The sequence below is a fragment of the Pirellulales bacterium genome, assembly GCA_019694455.1.
In the GTDB taxonomy this organism is placed as follows: Bacteria; Planctomycetota; Planctomycetia; order Pirellulales; family JAEUIK01; genus JAIBBY01.
The window spans coordinates 160,521-183,672 of sequence record JAIBBY010000003.1; the positions used below are offsets into that span (position 1 = coordinate 160,521).

Consider the following 23,152-nt stretch of genomic DNA (forward strand, 5'->3'; position numbering starts at 1 on the left):
CACCAAGGAACGTCTGACCATGAAATACGGCATGAACCTGCTCTTGTGGACCGACCAACTAGCCGACGAGCATTTGCCGGTGCTGGAGCGACTGAAGGCGATGGGCTATGACGGTGTGGAGTTGCCGCTGTTCAACTTGGATGTCGACCTGTATTCCCGATGGGGCAAGCGCCTCGACGACCTGGGGTTGGAGCGAACCGCCGTCACGGTGCGCACCGTCGACGACAATCCGGCCAGCGCCGACAGTAATGTGCGCGCGCTCGGCGTGGCCAACAACAAGCAAGCAGTCGATTGTTGTCAGGCGGCTGGCATTCGGCTGATCTGCGGCCCCTATCACTCGGCGCTGGGCCATTTCAGCGGCGCCGGGCCGACTCCAACCGAGTGGTCGCACGCGGTCGACAGCATGCGGCAGGTGGCCGAGCACGCCGCCAAGTGCCATGTGACTTTGGCCGTGGAGTACCTGAACCGGTTTGAATGCTACTTGCTCAACTCGGCGAAAGACACAATTCGCTTTGTCACCGAGGTGAACCACCCTGCTTGCCGCATGATGTATGACACGTTCCACGCGCACATCGAGGAGAAAGACCCGGCGCGGGCGATCGCCGACGCGGCCCCGTTGACCGCGCACGTGCATATTTCGGAGAACGATCGCAGCACGCCCGGCAGCGGACAGGTGGATTGGAAAACTACGTTCGACGCGCTCAAGAAGAGCGGCTACGACGGTTGGTTGATGATCGAGGCGTTTGGCCTAGCGCTGCCGGCGCTCTCGGCGGCGACCAAGATTTGGCGTCGCATGTACGAGAGCGAAGACCAACTGGCCAAGGACGGTTTGGCTTTTATGAAGCGCGAGTGGTCCGCGCGCGGCTAATCTCTCGTCACGTCTCTCGCGGATCGCCGCCGCTATGTCGTTTTGGAAGCTGGTCGCCGATAGTTTGCGGCATCACTGGCGCGCGAGCGCGGCGGTGGCGCTGGGGGTGATGGTAGCGACGGCCGTGCTGACGGGCGCCTTGCTGGTGGGCGATTCGGTCCGCGGCAGCCTACGGCATCTGGTCGTCGATCGGCTGGGCCGCATTGACGACGTGCTGGTGGCCAATCACTTCTTTCGCACGGAACTGGTCGCCAAATTGGCGGCAAAGACCGAGTTTCAGCGCCACTTCAAAACGGCGCTGCCCGCCGTGCTGCTGGAAGCGACACTCGAGACGCCGGGCGACGTGCGCCGGGCAACTGGGGTGAATGTGGTCGGCGCCAACGCGGGTTTCTGGAAGCTGGGAGACGAGCCGGCGATCGAGTGGCCCAGCGGCGACGCGATCGTGCTCAACGCGCCATTGGCCGCGGCGCTATCGGCGAAGGTGGAAGACGAGGTGCTGCTGCGGCTGCCGCTGGCGGCCAACATCCCCGCCGACAGCCCGCTGGGACGCAAGAGCGAGACCATTCGCACGCGGCGCTTGAGGGTGGCGGCGATCATTCCCGCGCGCGGTTTGGGACGATTTGGACTGCGGGTCAGCCAGTCGACGCCGCTCACCGCGTTCATCCCGCTGGCGACCATTCAGCGCGCGCTCGAGCAACCCAATCGGGTGAACGCGATCTTGGTCGCCGGCGATTCGATCAACGACGCGCCCCCCGCCGAGGCCGATGCGCTGCTTGATCGTTTGATCGCGCCACGGCTCGCCGACTATGGACTGCGCCTTGAAAAGACGACGCGTGGATACTTCAATCTGACCTCGGAACAGATGTTGCTCGACCGGGCGGCGGTGGCAGCGGCGCGGCGAGCCTATCCTGCCGCACAACCAGCGCTGACCTATCTGGCGAATACGATTGCGCTCGCGGAGCGAGCCATTCCGTACTCGACAGTGACGGCGCTCGATCCGTCAACGACTCCGCCACTTGGCCCGCTAGTGACAACAGGCGGCGAGGCGCTCCAGCAAATTGGCACAGGCGAGATTGTGCTCAACACCTGGGCGGCCGAGGAACTCAAAGCGAAGCCGGGAGATATGATTCGGCTCGATTACTTTCGGCCCGAGAGCACGCACGGGCGCACTGAGGAGACAAGCGAGTCCTTGCGACTGGCGGCTGTCGTGAAGCTGGTAGGGGCGGCGGACGATCCCGATTTCACGCCAACGGTCAAGGGAATCACCGACGAGGCTTCGATCGCCGATTGGGATCCCCCCTTCCCGTTCGAGGCAAGCCGCGTGCGCAAACAAGACGAGGACTACTGGGATCAGCACCGCGGGGCGCCCAAGGCGTTTGTGGCGCTCGCCACCGGGCAGCGTTTGTGGGGGAGCCGGTTTGGAGAGGTAACCTCGGTGCGAATTCCTCCGCCAAGCGCCGCTGCGACGGTCGAGGACGTGGCCGGGCTGATTGCGATTGATCCCGCCGCAATGGGGTTCGCGTTTCGCCCGGTCAAGCGATTGGGGATCGAGGCGGCGACCGGAACGACATCGTTTCAATACTTGTTCTTAGGCTTCAGCTTTTTTCTGATACTCGCCGCGCTGGCGCTAGTGGTGTTGTTGTTTCGACTGACAATCGAATCGCGGTTGTCAGAAATGGGACTGCTGGCCGCAGTGGGGCTCACGGCCGCGCAGGTGCGGCGGTTGTGGAGCGCGGAGGGACTGCTGATTGCGGCCGTCGGCGCCGTGGCGGGCCTGGCGCTGGGAGTAGCCTACGCCGCGCTGATGCTCTGGGGGCTGAACACCTGGTGGGTTACGGCGGTGAGCACGCCGTTTGTGCGGCTCTACATCACGCCCACGAGCCTGGCCATAGGTCTGGCCAGCAGCGTGATTGCTTGCGGGCTGGCGATCCTCTGGTCGCTGCGCCAGTTTTTGCGATTGCCTCCCAGGCAGCTTCTGGCGGGCGACGCGCAGGCGCCGGTGACACGTCGCGCGGCATCGCCTGTGGCAATGATTTGCGCGGCGGCCGCGCTGGCGGGCGCCATCGCGCTATCGATTTTCTCCACCAGACTCACTGCCGAAGCGCAGGCGGGCGGATTTGTCGGTGCGGGGGCGCTGGTCATGGCGGCGCTATTGATCATTGCGTCGCAGCGGTTGCGTGCGCCGCGCGCGCACGGCGTGCTGTCGGCCGGGATGACCGGCGTGGCCCAACTTGCGGCGCGCAACAGCGCTCGATTCCCGAGCCGCAGCCTGCTCACGATGGGGCTGGTGGCGGCGGCCAGCTTTTTGATCGTTGCCATCAGCGCGTTTCGGCTGGCGGCGCCGGCAGACCCCACACAACGCGACAGCGGCACGGGGGGCTATGTGCTGGCGGCACAGAGCGATCGGCCGATCTTTGAAAACCTGAACGACGACGAACGCTTCAGCGGCCTAAAACCGCTCGATATCGTCGCGCTGCGCGTGCAAGATGGCGACGACGCGAGTTGCTTGAATCTGTATCAGGCCGAGCAGCCAAGGGTGTTGGGGTTGCCGGCGCGATTCATCGAGCGCGGCGGTTTCGATTGGGCGGCCAGCGCCGCGACCAGCGAGGCGGAGCGCGCCAATCCATGGCTGCTCTTGCAGAAGGACTACGGCCAAAGCGGCGACGGCGGCGAGGCCATCCTGCCGGTAGTGATCGACGCCGCCACCGCGCAGTACAGTCTGCATCTATCTGGCATTGGGGCGCGCTTCGCGTTGCCGCAAACGGGTGGCCTACCGATCGAGTGCAAGGTGGTGGGCCTACTTAAGAACAGCATGTTGCAAGGTGATTTACTGACGAGCGAGCGACACTTCCTGCGGGCGTTTCCCGAAACGAGCGGCTACCGGTTCTTCTTGATCGACATCACGCAGGTTAACGCCGTGCGGGCGATGGCGGCGCTGGAGCGCGTGCTGGGCGACTTTGGAATGGATGTCGAACGCAGCCAGGATCGGCTGGCCAATTTCATCGCGGTGCAGAACACGTATCTCTCCACGTTTCAAAGCCTGGGCGGACTGGGTCTGTTGCTGGGCACGCTCGGCCTGGCGGTGGTCGAACTGCGCAGCGTGATTGAACGGCGGCGCGAGTTGGCCCTGCTGCGGGCAATCGGCTTGCGGCGCCGGCGGATCGGCTGGCTGGTCGTGCTGGAACTGATGGCGCTGTTGTGCGCGGGCCTAGGGATTGGCCTGATTGCGGCCAGCGTGGCCGTTGGACCGCATGTGGCCGCCGATCGCGCGGCGCTTCCTTGGCGGTGGCTCGCCGTGATGTTGGCGCTCATTCTGCTTTCGGCGCTTGCCAGCAGCGTGCTGGCGATCCGGGCGGCGCTGGCCGTGCCGCTAGCGCCGGCGCTGCGCGGCGAGTAGCGGCACGATTGTTGCAGTTGCTATCGACGCTCCCACAGGCGCGGCGGCCCGCGCATGTCTACCGGATGGTCACACGGAGGCGATCTTCATGCGCATCGCGCAAGTCAGCCCGCTCTATGAGAGCGTGCCGCCCCGACTTTATGGCGGCACCGAACGCGTGGTGAGTTGGCTCACCGAAGAACTAGTTCGCTTGGGGCACGACGTCACATTGTTCGCCAGCGGCGACTCGGTCACCTCGGCGCGATTGATCGCGTGCAGCGATCAAGGGTTGCGACTCGACCGATGCTGCGTCGACCCGCTGGTGCATCACATGTTGATGATGGAAAAGGTGTTCGATCGCATCGACGACTTCGACATCGTCCATTTTCATTGTGACTATTTGCACTTTCCGTGGACACGGCGCAGCGGCGAAGCCAATTTGACCACCTTGCACGGTCGATTGGATTTGGCCGATCTGCCGCCGCTCTATGAAGAATTCGACGACATGCCGGTGGTGTCGATCTCCGACGCGCAGCGCGCGCCGTTGCCGTGGCTCAACTGGCAGGGAACGGTGCATCACGGCATGCCGGTCGACGCCTATCCCTACCGCGCGTCGGCCGGGGAACACTTCGCCTTTTTGGGGCGCGTGTCGCCTGAAAAAGGACTCGACCGCGCGATCGACATCGCCGGAAGGCTGGGGCGAAAACTGCGGGTGGCGGCGAAGATCGAGCGGACCGACCGCGAATACTTCGAGGCGGTCATCAAGCCGCTGTTTCGGTTGCCGCACGTCGAGTTCATCGGTGAGATTGGCGAGCGCGACAAGGGGGAGTTTTTGGGCAGCGCGCGGGCGCTGTTGTTCCCGATCGACTGGCCCGAGCCGTTTGGATTGGTGATGATGGAATCGATGGCCTGTGGCACGCCGGTCGTCGCGCTGCGGCGCGGATCGGTGAGCGAGGTGATCGAAGACGGCCGATCGGGCTTCATTTGCGACGATCTGGACGATCTGGTCGCCGCCGCCGAGCGCATCGACGAGTTGGATCGAGCGATATGCCGCAAGGCGTTCGAGCGGCGTTTTAGCGTCGCGCGGATGGCCGCGGATTACCTCACCCTCTACCACAGGCAGTTGGAGGCGCGCGTCCACGATGGAAGACGTGATCGAAGTCGACAAACAGTATTACATCCTGGCTTCGGCGCCGCGGAGTGATGGCGGTTCGCGCGTTCTGAAGCACGCCGACACCTTCGCGGTCTTCGATCAATTCGGCAATATTCAGCCCGTGGGGATGGGCGAGGAGGGCCTGTTCTACGAGGGGACGCGCTTTCTGAGTCGCTTGTCGCTGTTGGTGAACGGCCGGCGGCCGTTGCTCTTAAGCTCCACGGTGCGCGAAGACAACGTGCTGCTCACGGTCGATCTGACCAACCCCGATATCGAATCTGAGGGAGAGGTGGCGCTGCCGCGCGACACCATCCACATCTTTCGCTCGACGTTCCTGACGGGCGGGGTGTGCCATACCCGGTTTCGCGTGCGCAACTACTCGGTGCGCACGGTCACGCTGGCCTTGGCGCTGTCGTTCGAGGCCGATTACGCCGACATCTTCGAGGTGCGCGGCGCGCGGCGCGAACGACGTGGCGAGCGGCTGACGTCGCAAGCCAACCACGACACCGTGGTGATGAGCTACCGAGGTCTTGACGACGTGACGCGCCGCACCACGCTCGCCTTCGACCCCGCGCCGCGCGAGCTGGCGCCCAACCGCGCGCTCTATGTTGAGGAATTGGCCCCTGCCGCTGAGCAAACGTATTGCTTGTGCGTGGTGTGTGACCTGGGATGCAAGCCGCACTGCGACCCATTCGCCGCGGCGCTGTCCCACGTCACGGCGCGCAACAACCAGGACCGCGCGGCTGACGCTTGGGTGGTGACTGGCAACGAGCTATTCAACGATTGGCTCAATCGCTCCGCCTCCGACCTGCACATGATGGCCACCGACACGCCATACGGCTCCTACCCTTATGCTGGCGTGCCGTGGTTCAGCACCGTGTTCGGCCGCGACGGCATCATCACGGCCATGGAATATCTGTGGATTAATCCCTGTTTCGCGCATGGCGTGCTGGGGTATCTGGCGGCGAACCAAGCCACCGAAGTGGCGCTCGAGCGCGACGCCGAGCCGGGCAAGATCTTGCACGAGACGCGTGGTGGCGAGATGGCCGCGCTGGGCGAAATACCATTTGGACGCTACTACGGCAGCGTCGACTCCACGCCGTTGTTCGTCATGCTGGCCGGCGCTTACTATCGCCGCACCGCCGACCTGGACTTTATTCAATCGATCTGGCCCAACATCGGCCGCGCGCTCGACTGGATCGATGACTGGGCCGACTCCGACGGCGACGGACTCTTTGACTACGCCCGCCGCAGCGACACGGGCCTGGTGACGCAGGGTTGGAAGGATTCGGTCGATTCGGTGTTTCACGCCGATGGGCAATTGGCGAACCCGCCGGTGGCGCTTTGCGAAATGCAAGGCTATGTCTACGCCGCATGGCAGGCGGCCGCCGACTTGAGCGAACTGCTGGGCGAGACGGCGCGCGGCGACGACTTGCGGCAGCGCGCCGTGACGCTGCGCGAGCGCTTCGACGAACGGTACTGGCTCGACGATCTCGGCGTTTACGCCTTGGCCATCGATGGCAACAAGCAGGTTTGCCGTGTCAAAACTTCCAACGCCGGGCACGCGCTGTTCACGGGCATCGCCTTTCCGCACCGCGCCGCGCGGCTGGCGCAGTCGCTGCTCGACGAGTCGATGTTCTCTGGCTGGGGCGTGCGCACCGTGGCGGTGGGGCAGTCGCGCTACAACCCCATGGCGTACCACAACGGATCGGTCTGGCCGCACGACAACGCGCTGATCGCGCATGGCCTGTCGCTCTATGGCCAGCAGGAGGCGGCGCTCAAAATTCTCTCCGGCTTGTTCGACGTCAGTTCCTACGTCGATTTGCGACGCATGCCAGAGCTATTCTGCGGCTTTCCCAAGCGGCCGGGCGAGGGACCCACGCTCTACCCCGTGGCCTGCGCGCCGCAGGCCTGGGCCGCCGGCGCGGTGTTTCTCATCTTGCAGGCTTGTCTGGGCATTTCGATCGACGCGCCGCGGCGGCAACTGCGCATTCAGCGGCCGCGACTTCCCGAGTCGATCCCGGTGCTCACCATCCGCAATCTCACGATCGGCGACGTGCAACTCGATTTGTTGTTCGAACGGCACCCGCACGATGTGGGGCTAAGCCTGTTGCGGCGCACCGGCGAAGTCGAAGTCGTGGTGATCAAGTAGCGCGAGTCCGGTTGAGCGCGCTGGCCCTACAGATTCGCGACAACAAGATCGCCCACCTCGGTGGTGCTGTGCCCCATCTTGCCAGCGGCCTGGCTTTTCATCTTGGAGCCGGTAACCACGTTCACCGCCTTGTAAACGCGCTCAGCCGCCTTCGGTTGGCCGGTGTGCTCCAGCAGCATGGCCATGGCGTTGATTGCGGCGATGGGGTTGATGACGTTCTTGCCGGTGTACTTGGGCGCCGAGCCCCCCATCGGCTCGTACATGCTGGTGCCGCCCTGCTCGGGATTGATGTTGCCGCCGGCGGCGACCCCCATGCCTCCCTGCAGGATGCCCGCCAGGTCGGTGATGATGTCGCCAAACATGTTGGTGGTGACGATCACGTCGAAGTATTCAGGGTTCTTGACCATCCACATGCAGCAGGCGTCGACATGGTTGTAGTCGGGCTTGACGTCGGGATAGTCCTTGGCGACTTCTTGAAACGCACGCCACCACAGGTCGTGACCAAAGGTGAGCACGTTGGTCTTGGCGACCAGAGTGAGCATCTTTTTGGGATTGTTGCGCTTGCGGGTGTATTCAAAGGCCCAGCGCAGGCAGCGTTCGACTCCCTTGCGGGTGTAGATGGCGGTTTGCGTGGCCACTTCGTCGGGAGTGTGCTTCTTGAGGAAGCCGCCGACGCCGCAGTACAGGTCTTCGGTGTTCTCGCGGACCACGACAAAGTCGATGTCGTCCGGTCCCTTGTCCTTGAGCGGCGTGTCGACGCCGGGCAGCAGTTTGACCGGGCGCAGGTTGATGTATTGATCGAGCTGAAAGCGCAGTTCGAGCAGCAGGCCCTTTTCCAGGATGCCGGGGGCAACGTCGGGATGGCCAATGGCGCCAAGATAAATGGCGTCGTACTGGCGCAACTCGTCAACAGCGCCGGCCGGTAAGATTTCGCCCGTGCGCAGGTAGCGATCGCCGCCGAAATCAAAATCCTTCAGCTCGTACTGAAAGCCCTCTTTAGCGGCCACCGCTTTGAGGACTTTGACCCCTTCGCGGGCAACCTCGGGACCGGTGCCATCGCCACCAATCACGGCGATCTTCATGGTTTGCTTTGCGGCCAAGACGACGACTCCGGCTAAGTGCTGCGGGGAGTAAGAAAGACCGCGATTTTAGCCGCGCCCGGGTGGGTGAACAAGGATGGCTCTAACGGCAAACAAGTCGCCAAGGGCTTGCGCGCTTGACTGTTGGCAGACGCCAAGGGTGCTATCATGCGTCGCGCTGCGGCGGCGCCAAGCGAAGCGAGAGATTGATCCCATGATCCTGGCACGTCGCTCGCCGGCGTACTTTGAAAGGAATTGCGAATGTCACCCTCAAGCATCGAAGCTAAACACGATGTCATCGCCAGCCCAGGGCCAAGAGATTCCCTTTCCGCCGAGGAGCTGAAGAAGATGGACGCTTATTGGCGAGCGTCCAATTATCTGTCAGTCGGCCAGATTTACCTTCTGGACAATCCGCTTCTCCGCGAGCCGCTCAAGCATGCGCACATCAAGCCGCGGCTGTTGGGCCACTGGGGTACGACGCCTGGGCTGAACATGCTCTACGTGCATCTCAATCGGATCATCAATCGTCACGATTTGAACATGATCTATATCATCGGCCCAGGCCACGGCGGGCCGTCGCTGGTGGCGCAGGCATATCTGGAAGGCGTCTACAGTGAGGTCTATCCCAACATTTCTCAGGACGCCGAGGGCATGCGGAGACTGTTCAAACAATTCAGCTTTCCCGGTGGAATTCCGAGTCACGTGGCGCCGGAAACCCCCGGCAGCATCCATGAGGGCGGCGAGCTCGGATACGCGTTGAGCCACGCTTTCGGCGCCGTATTCGACAACCCGGACCTGATCGTGGCTTGCATCGTCGGCGACGGAGAGGCGGAGACCGGCGCCCTGGCCACCGGCTGGCACGGCAACAAGTTTCTCAACCCGGCTCGCGACGGCTGCGTGCTGCCGATCTTGCACCTCAACGGCTACAAGATCGCCAACCCGTGCTTTCTGGCGCGCATCCCGCAGGGCGAATTGCAGAAGTATTTTGAAGGCATGGGCTACAAGCCATACTTCGTCGAAGGGGACGATCCCCACCACGTTCATCAGCAACTTGCCGGCGCGCTAGACCAAGCGGTTGCCGAGATCAAAGGTATCCAGAAGATCGCCCGCGCCGCGCGCGTCGTCAATCGTCCCATCTGGCCGATGATCGTCTTTCGCACGCCCAAAGGCTGGACGTGTCCGCGAGAGATCGACGGCAAGCAGTGCGAAGGCCACTGGCGGAGTCACCAGGTGCCGATGGGCGACATGGACAAGCCGGAGCATGTCCGCATTCTTGAGCAGTGGATGAAAAGCTATAAGCCCGAAGAGCTATTCGATGATCGCGGGCGGTTCCGGGACGAATTGGCCGCTTTGGCGCCCGTGGGCCACCGTCGGATGAGCAACAATCCGCATGCCAATGGCGGCCTGCTCTTACGCGATCTGAAGTTGCCCGACTTCCGCGATTATGCGGTTGCAGCGCCGAGTCCGGGCGCGACGACGGCCGAGTCGGCACGGGTCATGGGCGCGTATCTGCGCGATGTCATGAAGCTAAACATGGATACTCGGAACTTCCGCTTGTTCAGCCCTGATGAAAACAACTCCAACCGCTGGCAGGATGTGCTGGAAGTTACAAGCCGCTGCTACATGGCAGAAATCTATCCGGACGACGACAAACTCAGTCCGGATGGCCGAGTGATGGAAGTGCTGAGCGAACATCAGTGCCAAGGTTGGTTAGAAGGCTATCTGCTGACGGGGCGGCACGGATTCTTTTCCTGCTATGAGGCGTTTGTGCATATCGTCGACTCCATGTTCAACCAGCACGCCAAGTGGCTTAAGGTGTGCAACGACATACCCTGGCGGCGCCCAATCGCGTCGTTCAATTACTTTCTTAGTTCACACGTCTGGCGGCAGGACCACAATGGCTTCTCGCACCAGGACCCAGGTTTTATCGACCATGTCGTCAACAAGAAAGCCGAGGTCATTCGCGTGTATCTGCCGCCGGATGGCAACTGCCTGCTATCGGTGACTGATCATTGCTTGCGCAGCCGTGATTACGTCAATGTGATCGTGGCGGGAAAACAGCCGGCGCCGCAGTGGTTGACGATGAATCAGGCGGTGAAGCACTGCTCGGAGGGACTAAGCATTTGGGAGTGGGCCTCCAACGACAAGGGAAGCGAGCCGGACGTGGTGATGGCTTGTTGCGGTGACGTGCCGACTCTGGAAACACTGGCAGCGGTCGAGTTGATTCGAGAGCACCTGCCGCGGCTGAAGGTGCGAGTAATCAACATCGTCGATCTCATGAAGCTACAGCCGTCCAGCCAGCATCCGCACGGACTGTCGGACTACAACTTCGATGCCTTGTTCACCAAGGACAAGCCCGTCATCTTCGCCTTTCACGGATATCCTTGGCTGATCCATCGACTTACCTATCGACGCGCCAACCACAACAACTTTCACGTGCGTGGCTACCAGGAAGAGGGGACAACAACGACTCCGTTTGACATGACGGTGCTGAACCACTTGGATCGATTCCATTTGGCTGAGGACGTGATCGACCGGTTGCCGCAACTCGGTTCGAGCGCCGCCTATCTCAAGCAAGCCATTCACGAGAAGCTGCTTGAACACAAGGAATATATCTGTCGTTATGGCGACGACCTGCCGGAAGTGCGTGACTGGAAGTGGGGAGCCCGCGCTTCTTTGGCGTCACGCCGCGCGTCGACCAAAGAACAGAACGCCTAGCAATCGCGCAGAGCGGTTACGATGAATTAAGAACCGATGAAGATTTTGTTGCTCAATGCGGGCTCGAGTAGCCTCAAGGCCACACTCGCCGAATCGACGGATGGCAGGACCATCGCCCACTGCATCGCCGATTGGGCAGGTCCTGTTACCCGATACCGTTACGTCGGGCCAGGGGGAAAATCGGATTCGGCAGAGCTTGCAGCGAGCGGACACGCCGAAGCATTGACGCGATTCCTGGTCGACTTGACTAGTCGTGAGCCGATTGCCTTACCAACTCGCGCGGCATTATGGGCGGTTGGACATCGCGTGGTGCACGGTGGCCCCTTTACAGCGTCCGTTCGAATCACGCCTGAGGTTCGCGAACGGATCAGGGCCTTGAATGACGTGGCGCCGCTGCACAATCCGCCGAGTCTCGATACGCTAACAGCCGCCGAAGGTCAGCTACCAGATGTGCCGCATATCGCCGTTTTCGACACGGCGTTCCACGCAACCATGCCGCCCGAGGCCTACACTTATCCGGTGCCTCAGCGCTGGACCCGCGAATGGGGCATCCGTCGCTATGGTTTCCACGGACTCAGCCATGCGTACTGTAGTCGGCGCGCTGCCGAGATGCTTCGCCGGCCACTCGCTGAATTGCGACTCGTGATTTGCCACCTCGGTCACGGTTGCTCGGCCTCGGCAGTGCATCACGGTAGGTGCATCGATACCACGATGGGTTTCACGCCGCTGGAGGGCCTGATGATGGCTACCCGCTGCGGCTCAATCGATCCGAGCATCGCGCTCTATGTCCAGAAGCATCAGCGATTAAATACAGCGGAAGTGGAATTCGCCCTGAATCGAGCGTCGGGACTTCTCGGCGTTTCGGGCGTCTCAGGCGATATGCGCCAGGTGCTTGCGGCAGCGCGACAGGGGAACGAGGGAGCTCGACTGGCCTTGGCGATCTACTCGCGACGCGTTCGACAGGCGATTGGCGCGCTGACCGTCACGATGGGGGGGATCGATGCGCTGGTGTTCACTGCCGGCGTGGGCGAGCATGGAGCCGAGGTCAGGGAGTCCATCTGCGAAGGCTTGCAATGTTTGGGATTACATCTCGCTGCAAGCAATGCGAACGCATCGCCAGATGTCGATGTCGCTCGACCTGAGGCGGCCGCCAGAATTCTCGTCGTGCAGACACGTGAGGATATCATCATGCTCGACGATGTGATTCGAGTCCTTGGCGAGGATAACCCAATAGGTGGCCCTGACTAAACGGCGGCGCGACTTCGAACAGTTGATCAATGATTCCCGCCTGGAACGCCAGCGCGCATGTAGAGACACCAATGTCCTGCGCCCTAGCCTATTGGCAGGCGCGGCGGGTGGTTATCATGCGTCGCCCCGCGGCAGCGCCAAGCGAAGCGAGAGTATTGACCCCATGATCCTGGCACGTCGCCCGAACGACAGAACGATCGCGCGGTTTCTTGATAGCCAAGCCGGACAGCGCTTCAGCTATGAAGCAGTTGGCGCCACGGCGCATTCGGCTCCAGCGGGGTTTCTGGTTCAGCGCACGCGCAGCGAATTGGGGACGGGAGCCGAGGTCTTTGCCCGCGCGAAGATTTGTCTGCAACAATGGCAGCAATTTCGCCTTGGATGGCTCCGCGTTTTTCCGGACGGCGCCCCGCTTGAAGTGGGCGGCGTCGTCGCGATTCTGGCACGAGTATCCATGCTTTGGTCGCTGAATGCGTGCCGCATCCTGGAAGTAGTGGACGAAGCTGGCCCGTTGCATCGGTTTGAGTTCGTCTACGGTACTTTGCCCGATCATGCAGCGAAGGGCGAAGAGCGATTTCTGGTCGAATGGGACACGACCGATAACCGGGTTTGGTTCGAAATCTATTCGTTCTCGCGTCCCAATCAGCTTGCGACACGTCTCGCCAGTCCCTTGATGCGCAAGCTGCAGCGCCGCTTTTGTCGAGAATCGTCCGAGGCGATGTACGCCGCAGTGACCGCGCGGACGTGAGCGGGATATGACTCAATTTTTAGTGTGAACCGCGAATGTCGCTGGTGGTGTCGGGCAGGTTGAAAGGACGATCGAACAATGGACTTGGGCACGATCGCTGTGGCGTCCCTCCTATACCTTGTGCCGTGCGCGGCGCTGATCATTGCCATTGGATTGGCATGTGGACGCAATCGGATGGACTGCCGTTTTCATCGGTGGGAATTCGTGGCGCCGTGCGCGCCATTGTTCGCTTATCTGGCGCTAGTTCAGTTCGCCGGCATCGACAACAAGGGCTGGAGCGTTCTCTGGGAGCTCGTGCTTATCGGCATAATTTATGGCGTCTGCTTCGGATTAAGGGCATTTCTCGTAAGCCGCTCGCCGGCGTGGCGGTTGAAGTTATCCGTTGCGATGCCATTGGCATGCACACTCATTGCCTTGGCAATCGGCGTCTTCATGCCCGGATTTGGACTTGATTAGAGTGAAACGCGCTGTGCGGTTCACTTGGATTGGCGGCGCGTGTGGCATGCTGTTGTCTGAGGCGAAGTGGGATACATGAGACGGAAATTGCTGACCATTTGGTCCCTTGTCTTGCTGCTTGGCATCGGCGTGGTAGGGCTTTCGCTCTTGCGCTCCATGAGCGCGCAGGTTTCAAACTTTGCCAGCGGAGCGGCGCCTCAGTCCGCAACGCGCACGATCAATGACTCATTAGCGCTGACTGTGGTCGGAATTTCCGTCGCGGTAGTTGGCTGCGTCGGCCTGATCGCGACAGTTGCTGCTAAGAAGTAGCCGCGCGGTGTGCCCAGCCGCAATGCTATGCGACCACGACGAGCACCAGGTAGACCCACAGAAAGAGCGCGGCGCCGAGCAGCGAGTTGCGCGAGACGCTGGCCACCGCCCCGCCAAAGAGGGCTGCGGCGGCGAACAGCGCTAGCGCGCTGAAATTGGGCGCGGCGAGTTGCATCTGCTGGCTGACGCGAAACAACCCGCCGGCGGCGCTGAACGCGGCCACGGCCAGCAGAAAATGCAACAGTCCAAATCGGCAAACGGGGCGGGTGTCTTGCATCCCTACCAGCGTAATCGCCGCGCCGCCCAACGCGAGCGGTTTTTGCGAATCGCCCTAATTGCGGCCTCGCAGGCGGTCGATGCCGTCGCGGGCCAGCTCGCGCAGTTCGGCGTCGGGGTCTTGCAGCGCCATCGTCTCGACAGCGGCCTGCAAACGCGGGTCGGAGCTGGTGATCATCAGCGTGGCCGCCAACCGGCGAACTTCGGGTTCCGGATCGCGGCTGGCCCAGATGAGCCAATCGGCCGGAGTCACGCCCCGAATCTTGGTGAGCGAGCGGATCGCCGCCATGCGCACGGCCGGCTCGTCACTGGTGAACCGCCGCGCCAATTCGATGTGCGACGCATTAAAGCCACTTGCGCGCAGGTGGGCGACTGCGTCCTTGGCGCGGCGCGGGTCGGCCAACAGGCGCATCCAAGCCAACAGATCGTCGTCTGCCGGCGCCGGCTCGCGCGCCGGCGCGGGGGGCTCCGTGAGCGTGGCGGGACGATTGGGGACGCCCGCCTTCGAATCGAGCGCCGGCGACCGTGACACTGTTGACGGTGACGCCGTTGACTCCGGCGCCAGTGGCAGGGGCGCCTCGATCGCCGGCAGTAGCTTGGGCTCGCGCGAAGGTCGTTCCGCCGACTCGGCCGGGTCGCGCCGCGGCCGATCGAGCGCCACGGCCGGCAACCGCGCCAGCACCTGGTCTGGCGGGTCGACGCGCGGCGCGCTGGCGCCTTTTTCAGCCAGCAACGCGGCGACATCGACTCGTGGCGCCTCGCTGGGCCGCGACGCGCGCGGCAGCGCGATGAGCCACCAGCCGCAGACGGCCGCGACCATCAGCAGCGTCAGCGTGAACACCAGTATGAGGCGGCTCATCATTAGGTCTGTCTCGCGCGCCCCGCGTCGCGCCGTGCGAGTGCGGCGTCGATGACCGGGCAAGGGGGGCAATTTTCTTCGGGTCGGCAAGCGGTCACAAGATCAATTGACGGTAACTGAGGCGAAATGGCCAAACTGCGCCGCGGCGCGTGCAGGAATTTTGTGCGGCGCTTGGCCGTTGTCAGCCGAATTATCAGTAGCGTCGCCGCAGCCGGAACAGCTTGCCAGACGTCTGTGCGCCTGGATGCGCCGGCGACACGCGCGATGCCTTTTTCCCGGGGGGGATACATGGTGGGTTGGCCCAAAATGCCGCGTTGTTTGCGCCGCTCGATCGCCGTCTGGGGGCTGTTGGCGATTGGGCTTTGCGCCGGTGGCAACGCCGCCGAGACAGATCGTGGCTCGAGCGGCACGGCCTATCGCAAAGAGGCGATCGCGGCGATGCCGCTCGATCAGCTAAGCCCCGAGCAACGGGAAAAGGTGCACAGCGTGCTGCGCAAGACGAGCGTCTATCGGCGCATGCCGAGCGCGGTGGTGCAGTGCGACGCCGAGTTGCACCACTTTGTGCTCAATCATCCCGAGATTCTGGCCAACATTTGGCAGTTGATGGAAATCGAGAACGTGGTTCTGCAATCGACCGGGCCCAACACCTACCGCGCCGACGACGGCGACGGCACCAAAGGGGAGGTGGAATTTCTATATCGGGGCGGCGACACATATTTGATCTTTGCCCGTGGCTCGTACGACGGTCCGCTGTTCACGCAGCCAATCACCGGCACCTGCGTGCTGCTGGTGCGATCGAGCTACGCCAAGAGCAGCGACGGGCACGACAAGGTGACGACACAACTCGACTCCTTCGTGCATCTGGACAATGTGGGGCTCGACTTTCTGGCCAAGACCTTTCAACCGCTGGTCTGCCGAGTGGCCGACTACAATTTTCTAGTCACCGCGAGCTTCATCGAAGCGCTGTCGCGCACAGCGGAAGTGAACCAGATGGGCATCCAGCGATTGGCGTCGAATCTGCGCGAACTCGACCCGGCCGTGCGCGAGCGATTTTCGCAATTGGCGGCCGAAGTCGGCATGCGCGCCCAAGCACGCAGCGAACTGGCGGCCGAACCGCGAGCCAGACTGGCGCGTGAGGCGCCGCGCTAGCTAACGGCCAACGGGACCGGCCGCTGGCTGTGGCGCGGCCCCCGACTCGCGCTCGGCGCCGGTGGGGTGAGCTTTGGCCAGGGGTTCGTCGCTTGGCGAGTCCGCTTCGGCATCGCGCCGAGCACTGGGCGTGTTGCGCTTGAGGCTGGCCCGCGCCAGCACCGTGCCGCGCTCTTCAATGGCGCCGCTTAAGGTGTATTGCCCCAGGTCGCCATACGAGCCGTGACTGCGGACCAGCACGCAGTACTCGCCGGCGGCAAGCTCAACAGAGAGGCTCGCGCCCAGCTTATCGGCCGGATCGTCGTAGGCCACCAGCCGGCCAGCGGCCGTGGTCAACTCCAGCCGAGCATCGAGATTGGGCCCCGTCTCGGCCACATCGACTTGCAACTCGACCTTGCCGCCATCGGTGTGGAAGCGAACGCAATCGATGTCGCGCAGCGTGGAAATCACGCCGGGGGTGGCAAACCGTTCGCTGACGCGCAGGGCCCCTGCCGTGTGGTCGGAGTGATCGTCGGGACGAAGCCCAAAGCCATTTTCGTCGCGAGCGATGATCGCCACATCGTCTTGAATTTGCGACGGCGAGGTGCTGGCGCCGCAAAACCAGATCGAACGCGCGGCAGAGAGGCTATTGCCCATCAAGGGGCCCCAGAGCTTGGAGTCGCCCGAGTTGTAGTCGCGCACGCGGCGGCCGCGCTCGCCATACACGCTTTGCTCTTCCAGGCCAAAGGTATGGCCCACTTCATGCGAGACAAGATCGGCCACATAGCGCGGCGCGCCGTTGCCCAGCGCCTTGGCAAACACGTAAACCACGTTGGGCATGCTGTTGATGAATGAGCCGGCGAACGACACTCCGCCGACACGGGTGCGGTACCAATCGTTGTAGTGGCCGCCAATCACCACATGCACGCCGCGACCATTGGAGTAGTCCCGGGGATCGACCGTGGTGACATTGACGTGAAACGGAGCGAAATCCTCGGCCACGCGGGCCCAAACTTCGCGGACATCGGTCGCTTCTTCGTCGGTCAGTTCGGCGAGCTTGTCGTCGCGATCGTAAGGAGGCGACACGATGTTGGAGTACACTCCCCACGACGGTTGCCGATGACCATCGAAATCGAGATACACGTTGACCGGCGCGCCAGGCAAGCTGGAAAGCAGCGGCAAAGCCGCTGCGGCCAGGTGGCGGAAACGCGAATTGCGTGCGCAGAGCGAACTGCGGCAGCCAAGCAGGCGGCACAGGCAGGCAACGAGGGAGATGAAAGTTTGCGAGGCGCGATGAAGCGTTGCGATCATGCCCTACCCAATCGTTGGGTGACGACCGATCCACGTCGTGGGAGCGGTCACGGGAGCGCCGACGAGCGTCGGCATATCCGCTGTTTGGACTTGTGAAGTGCCAGTCTAATCAGGGAGAAATCGGGCTTCAATCGTGACCCGACATCTGGCAATCTCGTGGCGCCAGCACAACGCGCCGGAGTCCGCGCCGCCTGCGTGACGATCGACGCATTGGCTCGATTGGTGGTAAAGGGGCCGCGCGACTGTTACAGTCGCCTTATTCGGCTGCCTGGGCCGCGCCACGGGCGCGACACGCCGGTGGTCGACTGCCGTAGCCACCCCCTCGATTAGCGATCTAGAGCTCACGTATGGAATTTCTTCCGGGCCACACCGTTGGCATTGATCTCGGCACGACCTTCTCTTGCATCGCGCATTTGAATGAGGAGGGAAACCCCATTCCGCTGGCCAACGACGATGGCGAAATCGAAATCCCTAGCCTGATTCTGTTGGCTGAATCAGGGCATGTGATTGTCGGCCCCAGCCGCACCCGCGCCGCCATGGAGGACCCCGATCATGTGGTGGAGCGAATCAAACGCGAGATGGGGCATGTGGAATACAAGCGCACCTTCGACGGGCACGAGATTACGCCGGAGTTTCTCTCGTCTTTGATCTTGAAGAAGCTGAAGCAGGACGCCGAGGCGCAAATTGGCCCCGTCGCCAACGCGGTGATCACCGTGCCGTATTACTTCAACGATGCGCGCCGCAAGGCGACGCAAGACGCCGGACGGATCGCCGGGCTGAACGTGGTGGACATCATCAATGAGCCGACCGCCGCCACGCTCACTTACGCCTGGCATCAAGGCGAGCTGGGAGTGGGCGGAAAACAAGGCGATGCGCCAAAGCTGGCCATGGTGTACGACCTGGGGGGCGGCACCTTCGATGTGACGCTAGTCCGCTACACCCCGACGCATTTTCAGGTGCTCGGCACCGATGGCGACGTGCGGCTGGGCGGCGTCGACTGGAACGACCGTCTGCTCGATTATGTGGCCGAGGAGTTCAAGAGCCGGCACGGCGTCGACCCACGCGAATCGCGGGCCACCGTGCAAATGCTGCGCAACGATTGCGACACCGCCAAAATCGCGCTCACGACCGAGTCGCAGGCCAGCATCCCCTGCCGGCACGCGGGCAAGTCGAACACCGTGACGATCACCCGCGACAAATTTGAACAGCTCACCGCCGATCTGCTGCAACGCACCATCGACACGCTGGAACTGGTGCTGGATCGAGCGAACACGGCCCCGGAATTTCTCGACTCCATCGTGCTCGTCGGCGGATCGACCTTGATGCCCGCCGTGTCGCAGCGAATTCTGGCGGCGACGGGCAAGGAGCCGTTTCGCGGGATTTCGCCGCACACATCGGTGGCGCAAGGGGCGGCCATTCATGCGGCGGTGCTCGAGGCCAAGTATCGCGGCGACGAAACCACGATGGCCGAAACCGTGCGCAAGCACCTGGCCACCATCAAGCAGGAGGACGTCAACTCGCACGGGCTAGGCGTGGTGGCCAAGCATCCGCGCAGCGGCAAATACATCAACCACGTGATGATCCCGCACAACTCGCGGCTGCCGGCCGAAAAGTCGCAAACCTTTTACACCAATGAGCCCAACCAGTCGCGAGTGAGCGTAAAGGTGACCGAGGGGGACGCGCCCGATCCGGCCGCTTGCACGCTGATTGGCACTTGCCGCGTGACGAATCTGCCGCCGAACCTGCCGGCCAAGTCGCCGATTGAGGTGACCTATTCGTTCGATCAGGCGGGGCGGGTGCTGGTGCGAGCTAGGGACAAGACCGGAGGCCAAGAGGCCACCATCGAGATCGAACGCCGTGGCGGCCTGAACGATCAGCAAATCGATGACTTCACCCGCTTGGCGAGCGACTACAAAGTGGAGTAGCCTGTCGCATTGTCGGCGACGTCGCGTCAGGCCGTTTCGTCCTTCCGCTGGAATGCAAAGCCGCTTATGCCCGCTCAACTCGATGTCTATCGCGATTGGCTCAAGATCGAAGAGACCAAGCGCCCGCTCAACTACTACCAGCTTCTCAAACTCAACACCAAGGAAAAGAAGTTTGAGGACGATCCGGTGCGCATCCGCAGCCACTACCGGCAATTGAACGCGCATGTGCGCAAGTTCTCTTCCGGCGAATTCGCCGCGCAATCGCAAGAGCTATTGAATGAGCTGGCCAAGGCCATGCTCTGCCTGACCGACGCCAAACGCAAGGCGGAGTACGACGCCACGCTAGGACGCATTCAGGCGCAGCCCGGCAAGCGGAGGACGATCGAAGAGTTGTTGCTCTTGCGCAAGGTGATCGACCAGGAGCAGTTGGCCAAGGCGCGTAGCTTTGCCGACGCGGTGGGAATCGACATTCACGACGCGCTGGTGCAGCAAAAGATGTCGAAGCCCGAGATCGTGATGCAGATCTACGCCGAGAGCCTGGGACTGCCATATGTCGATCTGGCGGAAACGGGAGTCGACGTCGATCTGGTGCCGCAGGTCCCGGTGATTATGGCCCGCCAACACTCGTGCGTGCCAGTGATGGTGGACGATGGCCAGGTGCTGATGGCCTCGCCGCATCCCTTGAAACCAGAGATCGAAGACGAGTTGCGACTGCGGATTGGCATGCCGGTGCGGCCGGTGCTATGCACCGTGCAAAGCGTGAATATGGCCATCAACCGCTTCTACTCCAAAGAGGCGGCCGCGGCGGAATTGAAGGCGGGCCCCAAGCCGACGCCGGCGCAGGCGGGTGCGGCAGGCACAGCCAAGGATGGACAGGCGGCCAAACCAGCCAAACCCAAGTCAACCAAAACGTCGGCGGAGCAGAAGTCGGAGCAGCGTAAATTCTCGCTGATCGCGTTCAACTTCGGCTTTATGATCGCGGTGTTCGCGCAGATGCTGCTCAAGACGCCATCGCCAACTTTTTTTCAATGCGTGCCGATCGGCATCTTGGTAGGGGTGGTGGCGGCCGGCGCCACCTTCGCGGCGCTGAAGTTCCGCGGGTAGCGACCGAAACCCCTCCGGCAGCGGGGGCGACCGATCGGGAAAATTGAATGAATTTCCTTGACTTCGAAATGGCCAGTTCTTAGCCTGCGAAGTAGTTATAGCCGGCGGCGAAGTTTTCTCTGCCAGCGCGTAACTCTCTCAACGATCTTCTTGCAGAAGGAACAAACCCGATTGATTCGCGGCCCACTGGGCGCTAGCGGCGGTTTTGTTCATTGACCTATCGAGGAACGCTAATGCAGTTGGTTTGAGCGACGCGTCCAAGTTCTGGTCGCGATTCTCTACGCTCACCGACATGGCTGCAGTTCCCGCGATGCGCGGCTTGCTGGCGAAACACGTCGGCATGCGGATCTCGCGCTAGCTTGGCTCTCACTCGTCGGTTGGCGTTGTTTGTTGGAACAATCGCGTTTTGCGACGACGGGGCCCCTATTCGATCTGAAATAACCTTCCCACATTGAGGAGTGCTAGTGATGACGTTCGGAAAATTTGCCTTGTCTCTTGGCGCCACTTTGGCGCTTGTGGCCAGCAGCGCGCACGCCGCCGCGGTCTCTTACACCATCGACGCCAGCCAAAGCAGCCTGGTGCTCGGCGGCTCGCTAATCACCTATCCGCTCACCGAGCAACAGCCCGGATCGCTTGTCGCCAGTTACAGCGGCGCGCTCTCGGGCGATCTCACCGGTGGCACGCTCACCTTCAGCGGCGGAAATACGATCGTCGGCGCGATCCATCCGCTGGGTCCATTTAATCCCGTGTCTGGCAACACAGGCACTGACGTATATGGATTCAACGCGAGCACCTTCATCCAAGCAGCGCTCTACAACATTCAACTCGACTTTGTCGGCGGCACGGTGCAAAACGGCGTGGTGCCGTCCACCCTCGATATCGGCTTTATCGAGGATGGCAATGGCGACGGCGTTGGCGGCTACCGCTCGAACCTGGGAAGCGGCGACCTGACCGGCTCGCAGCTTAACCTGACCAACCTGCCAGCCAGCTTGACCACCAACGGCAACATCGAAACCGTGATTATCCCGATCTTCTCCGACAATCCGGTGGAGTCGAACAACACGCCGATTGGCAGCTTGACCCTCACCGGGCAGATCGTGGCGACCCGCGTGATCCCGGAGCCGGGCACACTGGTGTTGGCATCCGTGGGAGGCGCCTTCGTCGCGCTGACCTACTGGCGTCGTCGCCGCGCCTAGGCGTCAGGCATCGGCTTGCGAAAAACGAAACGGCTCGGCTTCTGCCTCGCGGAAGCCGAGCCGCTTTTGTTTATGTGACGATACACGTCAACAGTCGCACTGGCAGTGGTTCTCAAGTACTGTTCGAACCGAACCTCACGCCAGGCTGACGGTGACGGTTTTTGTCTCGGTGTAGGCGTCGAGGCCTTTTTCGCCCAGTTCGCGCCCCATGCCCGACATCTTGAAACCGCCAAACGGCGCGGCGGCATCGAAGACGTCGTAGCAATTAACCCACACGGTTCCGGCGCGGATCGCGCCAGCCAGTCGATGCGCCTTGGAGATGTCGCGGGTCCAGACCGCGGCCGCCAGTCCATAACTGGTGTTGTTGGCGCGCTCGACAATCTCGTCGATGCTCTTGAACCGCAGCACCGACAGCACCGGGCCAAAGATTTCGTCCTTGGCGATCGACATGTTGTCTTGCACGTCGGCGAAGAGCGTGGGCTGAATGTAAAAGCCGCGGTCCCCCCAGCGGTCGCCGCCGGTCAGGCACTGCGCGCCTTCCTGCTTGCCCAGTTCGATGTAGTGCATGATCTTGTTGAACTGATCGGCGTCGACCTGCGGACCTTGCTCGGTGGCGGGGTCGAGCGGGTCGCCAAGCCGGCGAGCCTCGTTCATCGCCGTGAGCTTGTCGACCAGCTTGTCGTAGACCTTGTCTTCGACAAACAGGCGACTGCCCGCGCAGCAGCATTGACCTTGGTTGAAGTAGAGGCCGAAGTGAGCGCCCAGCGCCGCGGCGTCGAGATCGGCGTCGGCGAAGACGATGTTGGGGCTCTTGCCACCGAGTTCAAAGGTGAGCCGTTTGAGCGTTTGGCTGGCATCGCGCATGATGATTTGGGCCGTGCGGTATTCGCCCGTGAAGGCGATCTTGTCGACGCCCGGATGCTTGACGAGCGCGGCGCCGGCCGTGGGGCCGTAGCCGGGCACGACGTTGATGACGCCATCGGGGATGCCGGCCTTCTGGGCCAGGCGGGCCATGCGCAGGCAGGTGAGCGGTGTCTGCTCTGCCGGTTTCATGACGACGGCGCAGCCGGCGGCGAGGGCGGGCCCCCACTTCCAGGCGGCCATGAGCATGGGAAAGTTCCACGGAATGATTTGTCCGGCGACTCCGACCGGCTCGCGGCGCGTGTACGTGAAGTAATTGCCGCGGACCGGGATGGTCTGGCCGTGAATCTTGTCGGCAAAGCCGGCGTAGTAGCGCAAGCAATCGACC

General features: G+C 62.4%; 18 protein-coding genes. 13 read left to right on the top strand and 5 right to left on the bottom strand.

The window, feature by feature from the left end; all coding sequences use genetic code 11:
- The first annotated feature begins 19 nt into the window (after window positions 1–19).
- The 4 genes from K1X71_02900 (at window position 20) to K1X71_02915 (ending at window position 7,549) form a co-directional block, all read left to right on the top strand.
- Window positions 20–868 carry a sugar phosphate isomerase/epimerase gene (locus K1X71_02900; GenBank protein ID MBX7072071.1) on the top strand — a complete coding sequence of 283 codons (849 nt, stop codon included), beginning with the start codon at window positions 20–22 and terminating at the stop codon, window positions 866–868.
- Window positions 869–902: 34 nt separating this feature from the next.
- Complete coding sequence (locus K1X71_02905) at window positions 903–4,265, top strand: FtsX-like permease family protein (protein MBX7072072.1); 3,363 nt, start codon at window positions 903–905, stop codon at window positions 4,263–4,265.
- An 88-nt stretch (window positions 4,266–4,353) separates the two neighbouring features.
- Window positions 4,354–5,448 (top strand): glycosyltransferase family 4 protein, encoded by a 1,095-nt coding sequence (locus K1X71_02910; GenBank protein ID MBX7072073.1) that lies wholly within the window; start codon window positions 4,354–4,356, stop codon window positions 5,446–5,448.
- Complete coding sequence (locus K1X71_02915) at window positions 5,387–7,549, top strand: amylo-alpha-1,6-glucosidase (protein ID MBX7072074.1); 2,163 nt, start codon at window positions 5,387–5,389, stop codon at window positions 7,547–7,549. Before K1X71_02910 ends, K1X71_02915 begins: the two co-directional genes overlap by 62 nt.
- 26 nt (window positions 7,550–7,575) lie before the next feature.
- Here K1X71_02915 and K1X71_02920 read toward each other — a convergent pair whose 3' ends face one another.
- The gene (locus tag K1X71_02920; GenBank protein MBX7072075.1) at window positions 7,576–8,631 is read right to left on the bottom strand and encodes a 3-isopropylmalate dehydrogenase; all 1,056 of its coding nucleotides are present in this window, start codon (window positions 8,629–8,631) and stop codon (window positions 7,576–7,578) included.
- Window positions 8,632–8,889: 258 nt separating this feature from the next.
- Between K1X71_02920 and K1X71_02925 the strand changes: the two genes are divergently transcribed.
- From K1X71_02925 to K1X71_02945, 5 genes are all read left to right on the top strand, one after another.
- Entirely contained in the window at window positions 8,890–11,346 is a 2,457-nt protein-coding gene (locus tag K1X71_02925) for a phosphoketolase family protein (protein ID MBX7072076.1), read from the top strand.
- A 36-nt stretch (window positions 11,347–11,382) separates the two neighbouring features.
- The gene (locus tag K1X71_02930) at window positions 11,383–12,594 is read left to right on the top strand and encodes an acetate/propionate family kinase (protein MBX7072077.1); all 1,212 of its coding nucleotides are present in this window, start codon (window positions 11,383–11,385) and stop codon (window positions 12,592–12,594) included.
- A 163-nt stretch (window positions 12,595–12,757) separates the two neighbouring features.
- Window positions 12,758–13,339, top strand: a complete 582-nt coding sequence (locus tag K1X71_02935) for a DUF1990 domain-containing protein (protein MBX7072078.1) — start codon at window positions 12,758–12,760, stop codon at window positions 13,337–13,339.
- 78 nt (window positions 13,340–13,417) lie between these two features.
- Window positions 13,418–13,795 (top strand): hypothetical protein, encoded by a 378-nt coding sequence (locus K1X71_02940; protein ID MBX7072079.1) that lies wholly within the window; start codon window positions 13,418–13,420, stop codon window positions 13,793–13,795.
- A 111-nt stretch (window positions 13,796–13,906) separates the two neighbouring features.
- A complete protein-coding gene (locus K1X71_02945; protein ID MBX7072080.1) occupies window positions 13,907–14,104 on the top strand; it encodes a hypothetical protein in 198 nt (65 codons plus the stop codon).
- Window positions 14,105–14,129: 25 nt separating this feature from the next.
- Here K1X71_02945 and K1X71_02950 read toward each other — a convergent pair whose 3' ends face one another.
- Together K1X71_02950 and K1X71_02955 are read right to left on the bottom strand one after the other, a co-directional pair.
- A complete protein-coding gene (locus tag K1X71_02950; protein ID MBX7072081.1) occupies window positions 14,130–14,381 on the bottom strand; it encodes a hypothetical protein in 252 nt (83 codons plus the stop codon).
- A 54-nt stretch (window positions 14,382–14,435) separates the two neighbouring features.
- Window positions 14,436–15,239: a HEAT repeat domain-containing protein gene (locus tag K1X71_02955; protein ID MBX7072082.1), complete on the bottom strand. Its 804-nt coding sequence runs from the start codon at window positions 15,237–15,239 to the stop codon at window positions 14,436–14,438.
- Between the two features lie 306 nt (window positions 15,240–15,545).
- On the opposite strand from K1X71_02955, the gene K1X71_02960 reads away from it, so the two are divergent.
- A complete protein-coding gene (locus K1X71_02960) occupies window positions 15,546–16,388 on the top strand; it encodes a hypothetical protein (protein ID MBX7072083.1) in 843 nt (280 codons plus the stop codon).
- Here K1X71_02960 and K1X71_02965 read toward each other — a convergent pair whose 3' ends face one another.
- On the bottom strand, window positions 16,389–17,678 hold the full coding sequence (locus tag K1X71_02965) for a hypothetical protein (GenBank protein ID MBX7072084.1): 1,290 nt from the start codon (window positions 17,676–17,678) through the stop codon (window positions 16,389–16,391).
- A gap of 347 nt (window positions 17,679–18,025) precedes the next feature.
- Here K1X71_02965 and K1X71_02970 point away from each other — a divergent pair, with 347 nt between their 5' ends.
- The 3 genes from K1X71_02970 to K1X71_02980 all read left to right on the top strand — a co-directional run bounded on the left by K1X71_02970 (window position 18,026) and on the right by K1X71_02980 (window position 21,903).
- Window positions 18,026–19,603 (top strand): Hsp70 family protein, encoded by a 1,578-nt coding sequence (locus tag K1X71_02970; GenBank protein MBX7072085.1) that lies wholly within the window; start codon window positions 18,026–18,028, stop codon window positions 19,601–19,603.
- A gap of 66 nt (window positions 19,604–19,669) precedes the next feature.
- Complete coding sequence (locus K1X71_02975) at window positions 19,670–20,707, top strand: hypothetical protein (protein MBX7072086.1); 1,038 nt, start codon at window positions 19,670–19,672, stop codon at window positions 20,705–20,707.
- Between the two features lie 467 nt (window positions 20,708–21,174).
- The gene (locus tag K1X71_02980) at window positions 21,175–21,903 is read left to right on the top strand and encodes a hypothetical protein (GenBank protein MBX7072087.1); all 729 of its coding nucleotides are present in this window, start codon (window positions 21,175–21,177) and stop codon (window positions 21,901–21,903) included.
- 135 nt (window positions 21,904–22,038) lie between these two features.
- Here K1X71_02980 and K1X71_02985 read toward each other — a convergent pair.
- A partial coding sequence (locus tag K1X71_02985; GenBank protein ID MBX7072088.1) for an aldehyde dehydrogenase family protein occupies window positions 22,039–23,152 on the bottom strand: 1,114 nt, incomplete at its 5' end.

What these genes read in the sequence shown, in the direction of transcription:
- K1X71_02940 (MBX7072079.1), top strand. Translation starts at nt 13,418, where the DNA reads ATGGACTTGGGCACGATCGCTGTGGCGTCCCTCCTATACCTTGTGCCG.
- K1X71_02980 (MBX7072087.1), top strand. Translation starts at nt 21,175, where the DNA reads ATGACGTTCGGAAAATTTGCCTTGTCTCTTGGCGCCACTTTGGCGCTT.
- K1X71_02955 (MBX7072082.1), bottom strand. Translation starts at nt 15,239, where the DNA reads ATGAGCCGCCTCATACTGGTGTTCACGCTGACGCTGCTGATGGTCGCG.
- K1X71_02900 (MBX7072071.1), top strand. Translation starts at nt 20, where the DNA reads ATGAAATACGGCATGAACCTGCTCTTGTGGACCGACCAACTAGCCGAC.
- K1X71_02970 (MBX7072085.1), top strand. Translation starts at nt 18,026, where the DNA reads ATGGAATTTCTTCCGGGCCACACCGTTGGCATTGATCTCGGCACGACC.
- K1X71_02925 (MBX7072076.1), top strand. Translation starts at nt 8,890, where the DNA reads ATGTCACCCTCAAGCATCGAAGCTAAACACGATGTCATCGCCAGCCCA.
- K1X71_02960 (MBX7072083.1), top strand. Translation starts at nt 15,546, where the DNA reads ATGCCGCGTTGTTTGCGCCGCTCGATCGCCGTCTGGGGGCTGTTGGCG.
- K1X71_02905 (MBX7072072.1), top strand. Translation starts at nt 903, where the DNA reads ATGTCGTTTTGGAAGCTGGTCGCCGATAGTTTGCGGCATCACTGGCGC.
- K1X71_02950 (MBX7072081.1), bottom strand. Translation starts at nt 14,381, where the DNA reads ATGCAAGACACCCGCCCCGTTTGCCGATTTGGACTGTTGCATTTTCTG.
- K1X71_02965 (MBX7072084.1), bottom strand. Translation starts at nt 17,678, where the DNA reads ATGATCGCAACGCTTCATCGCGCCTCGCAAACTTTCATCTCCCTCGTT.
- K1X71_02910 (MBX7072073.1), top strand. Translation starts at nt 4,354, where the DNA reads ATGCGCATCGCGCAAGTCAGCCCGCTCTATGAGAGCGTGCCGCCCCGA.
- K1X71_02915 (MBX7072074.1), top strand. Translation starts at nt 5,387, where the DNA reads ATGGAAGACGTGATCGAAGTCGACAAACAGTATTACATCCTGGCTTCG.
- K1X71_02920 (MBX7072075.1), bottom strand. Translation starts at nt 8,631, where the DNA reads ATGAAGATCGCCGTGATTGGTGGCGATGGCACCGGTCCCGAGGTTGCC.
- K1X71_02935 (MBX7072078.1), top strand. Translation starts at nt 12,758, where the DNA reads ATGATCCTGGCACGTCGCCCGAACGACAGAACGATCGCGCGGTTTCTT.
- K1X71_02975 (MBX7072086.1), top strand. Translation starts at nt 19,670, where the DNA reads ATGCCCGCTCAACTCGATGTCTATCGCGATTGGCTCAAGATCGAAGAG.
- K1X71_02930 (MBX7072077.1), top strand. Translation starts at nt 11,383, where the DNA reads ATGAAGATTTTGTTGCTCAATGCGGGCTCGAGTAGCCTCAAGGCCACA.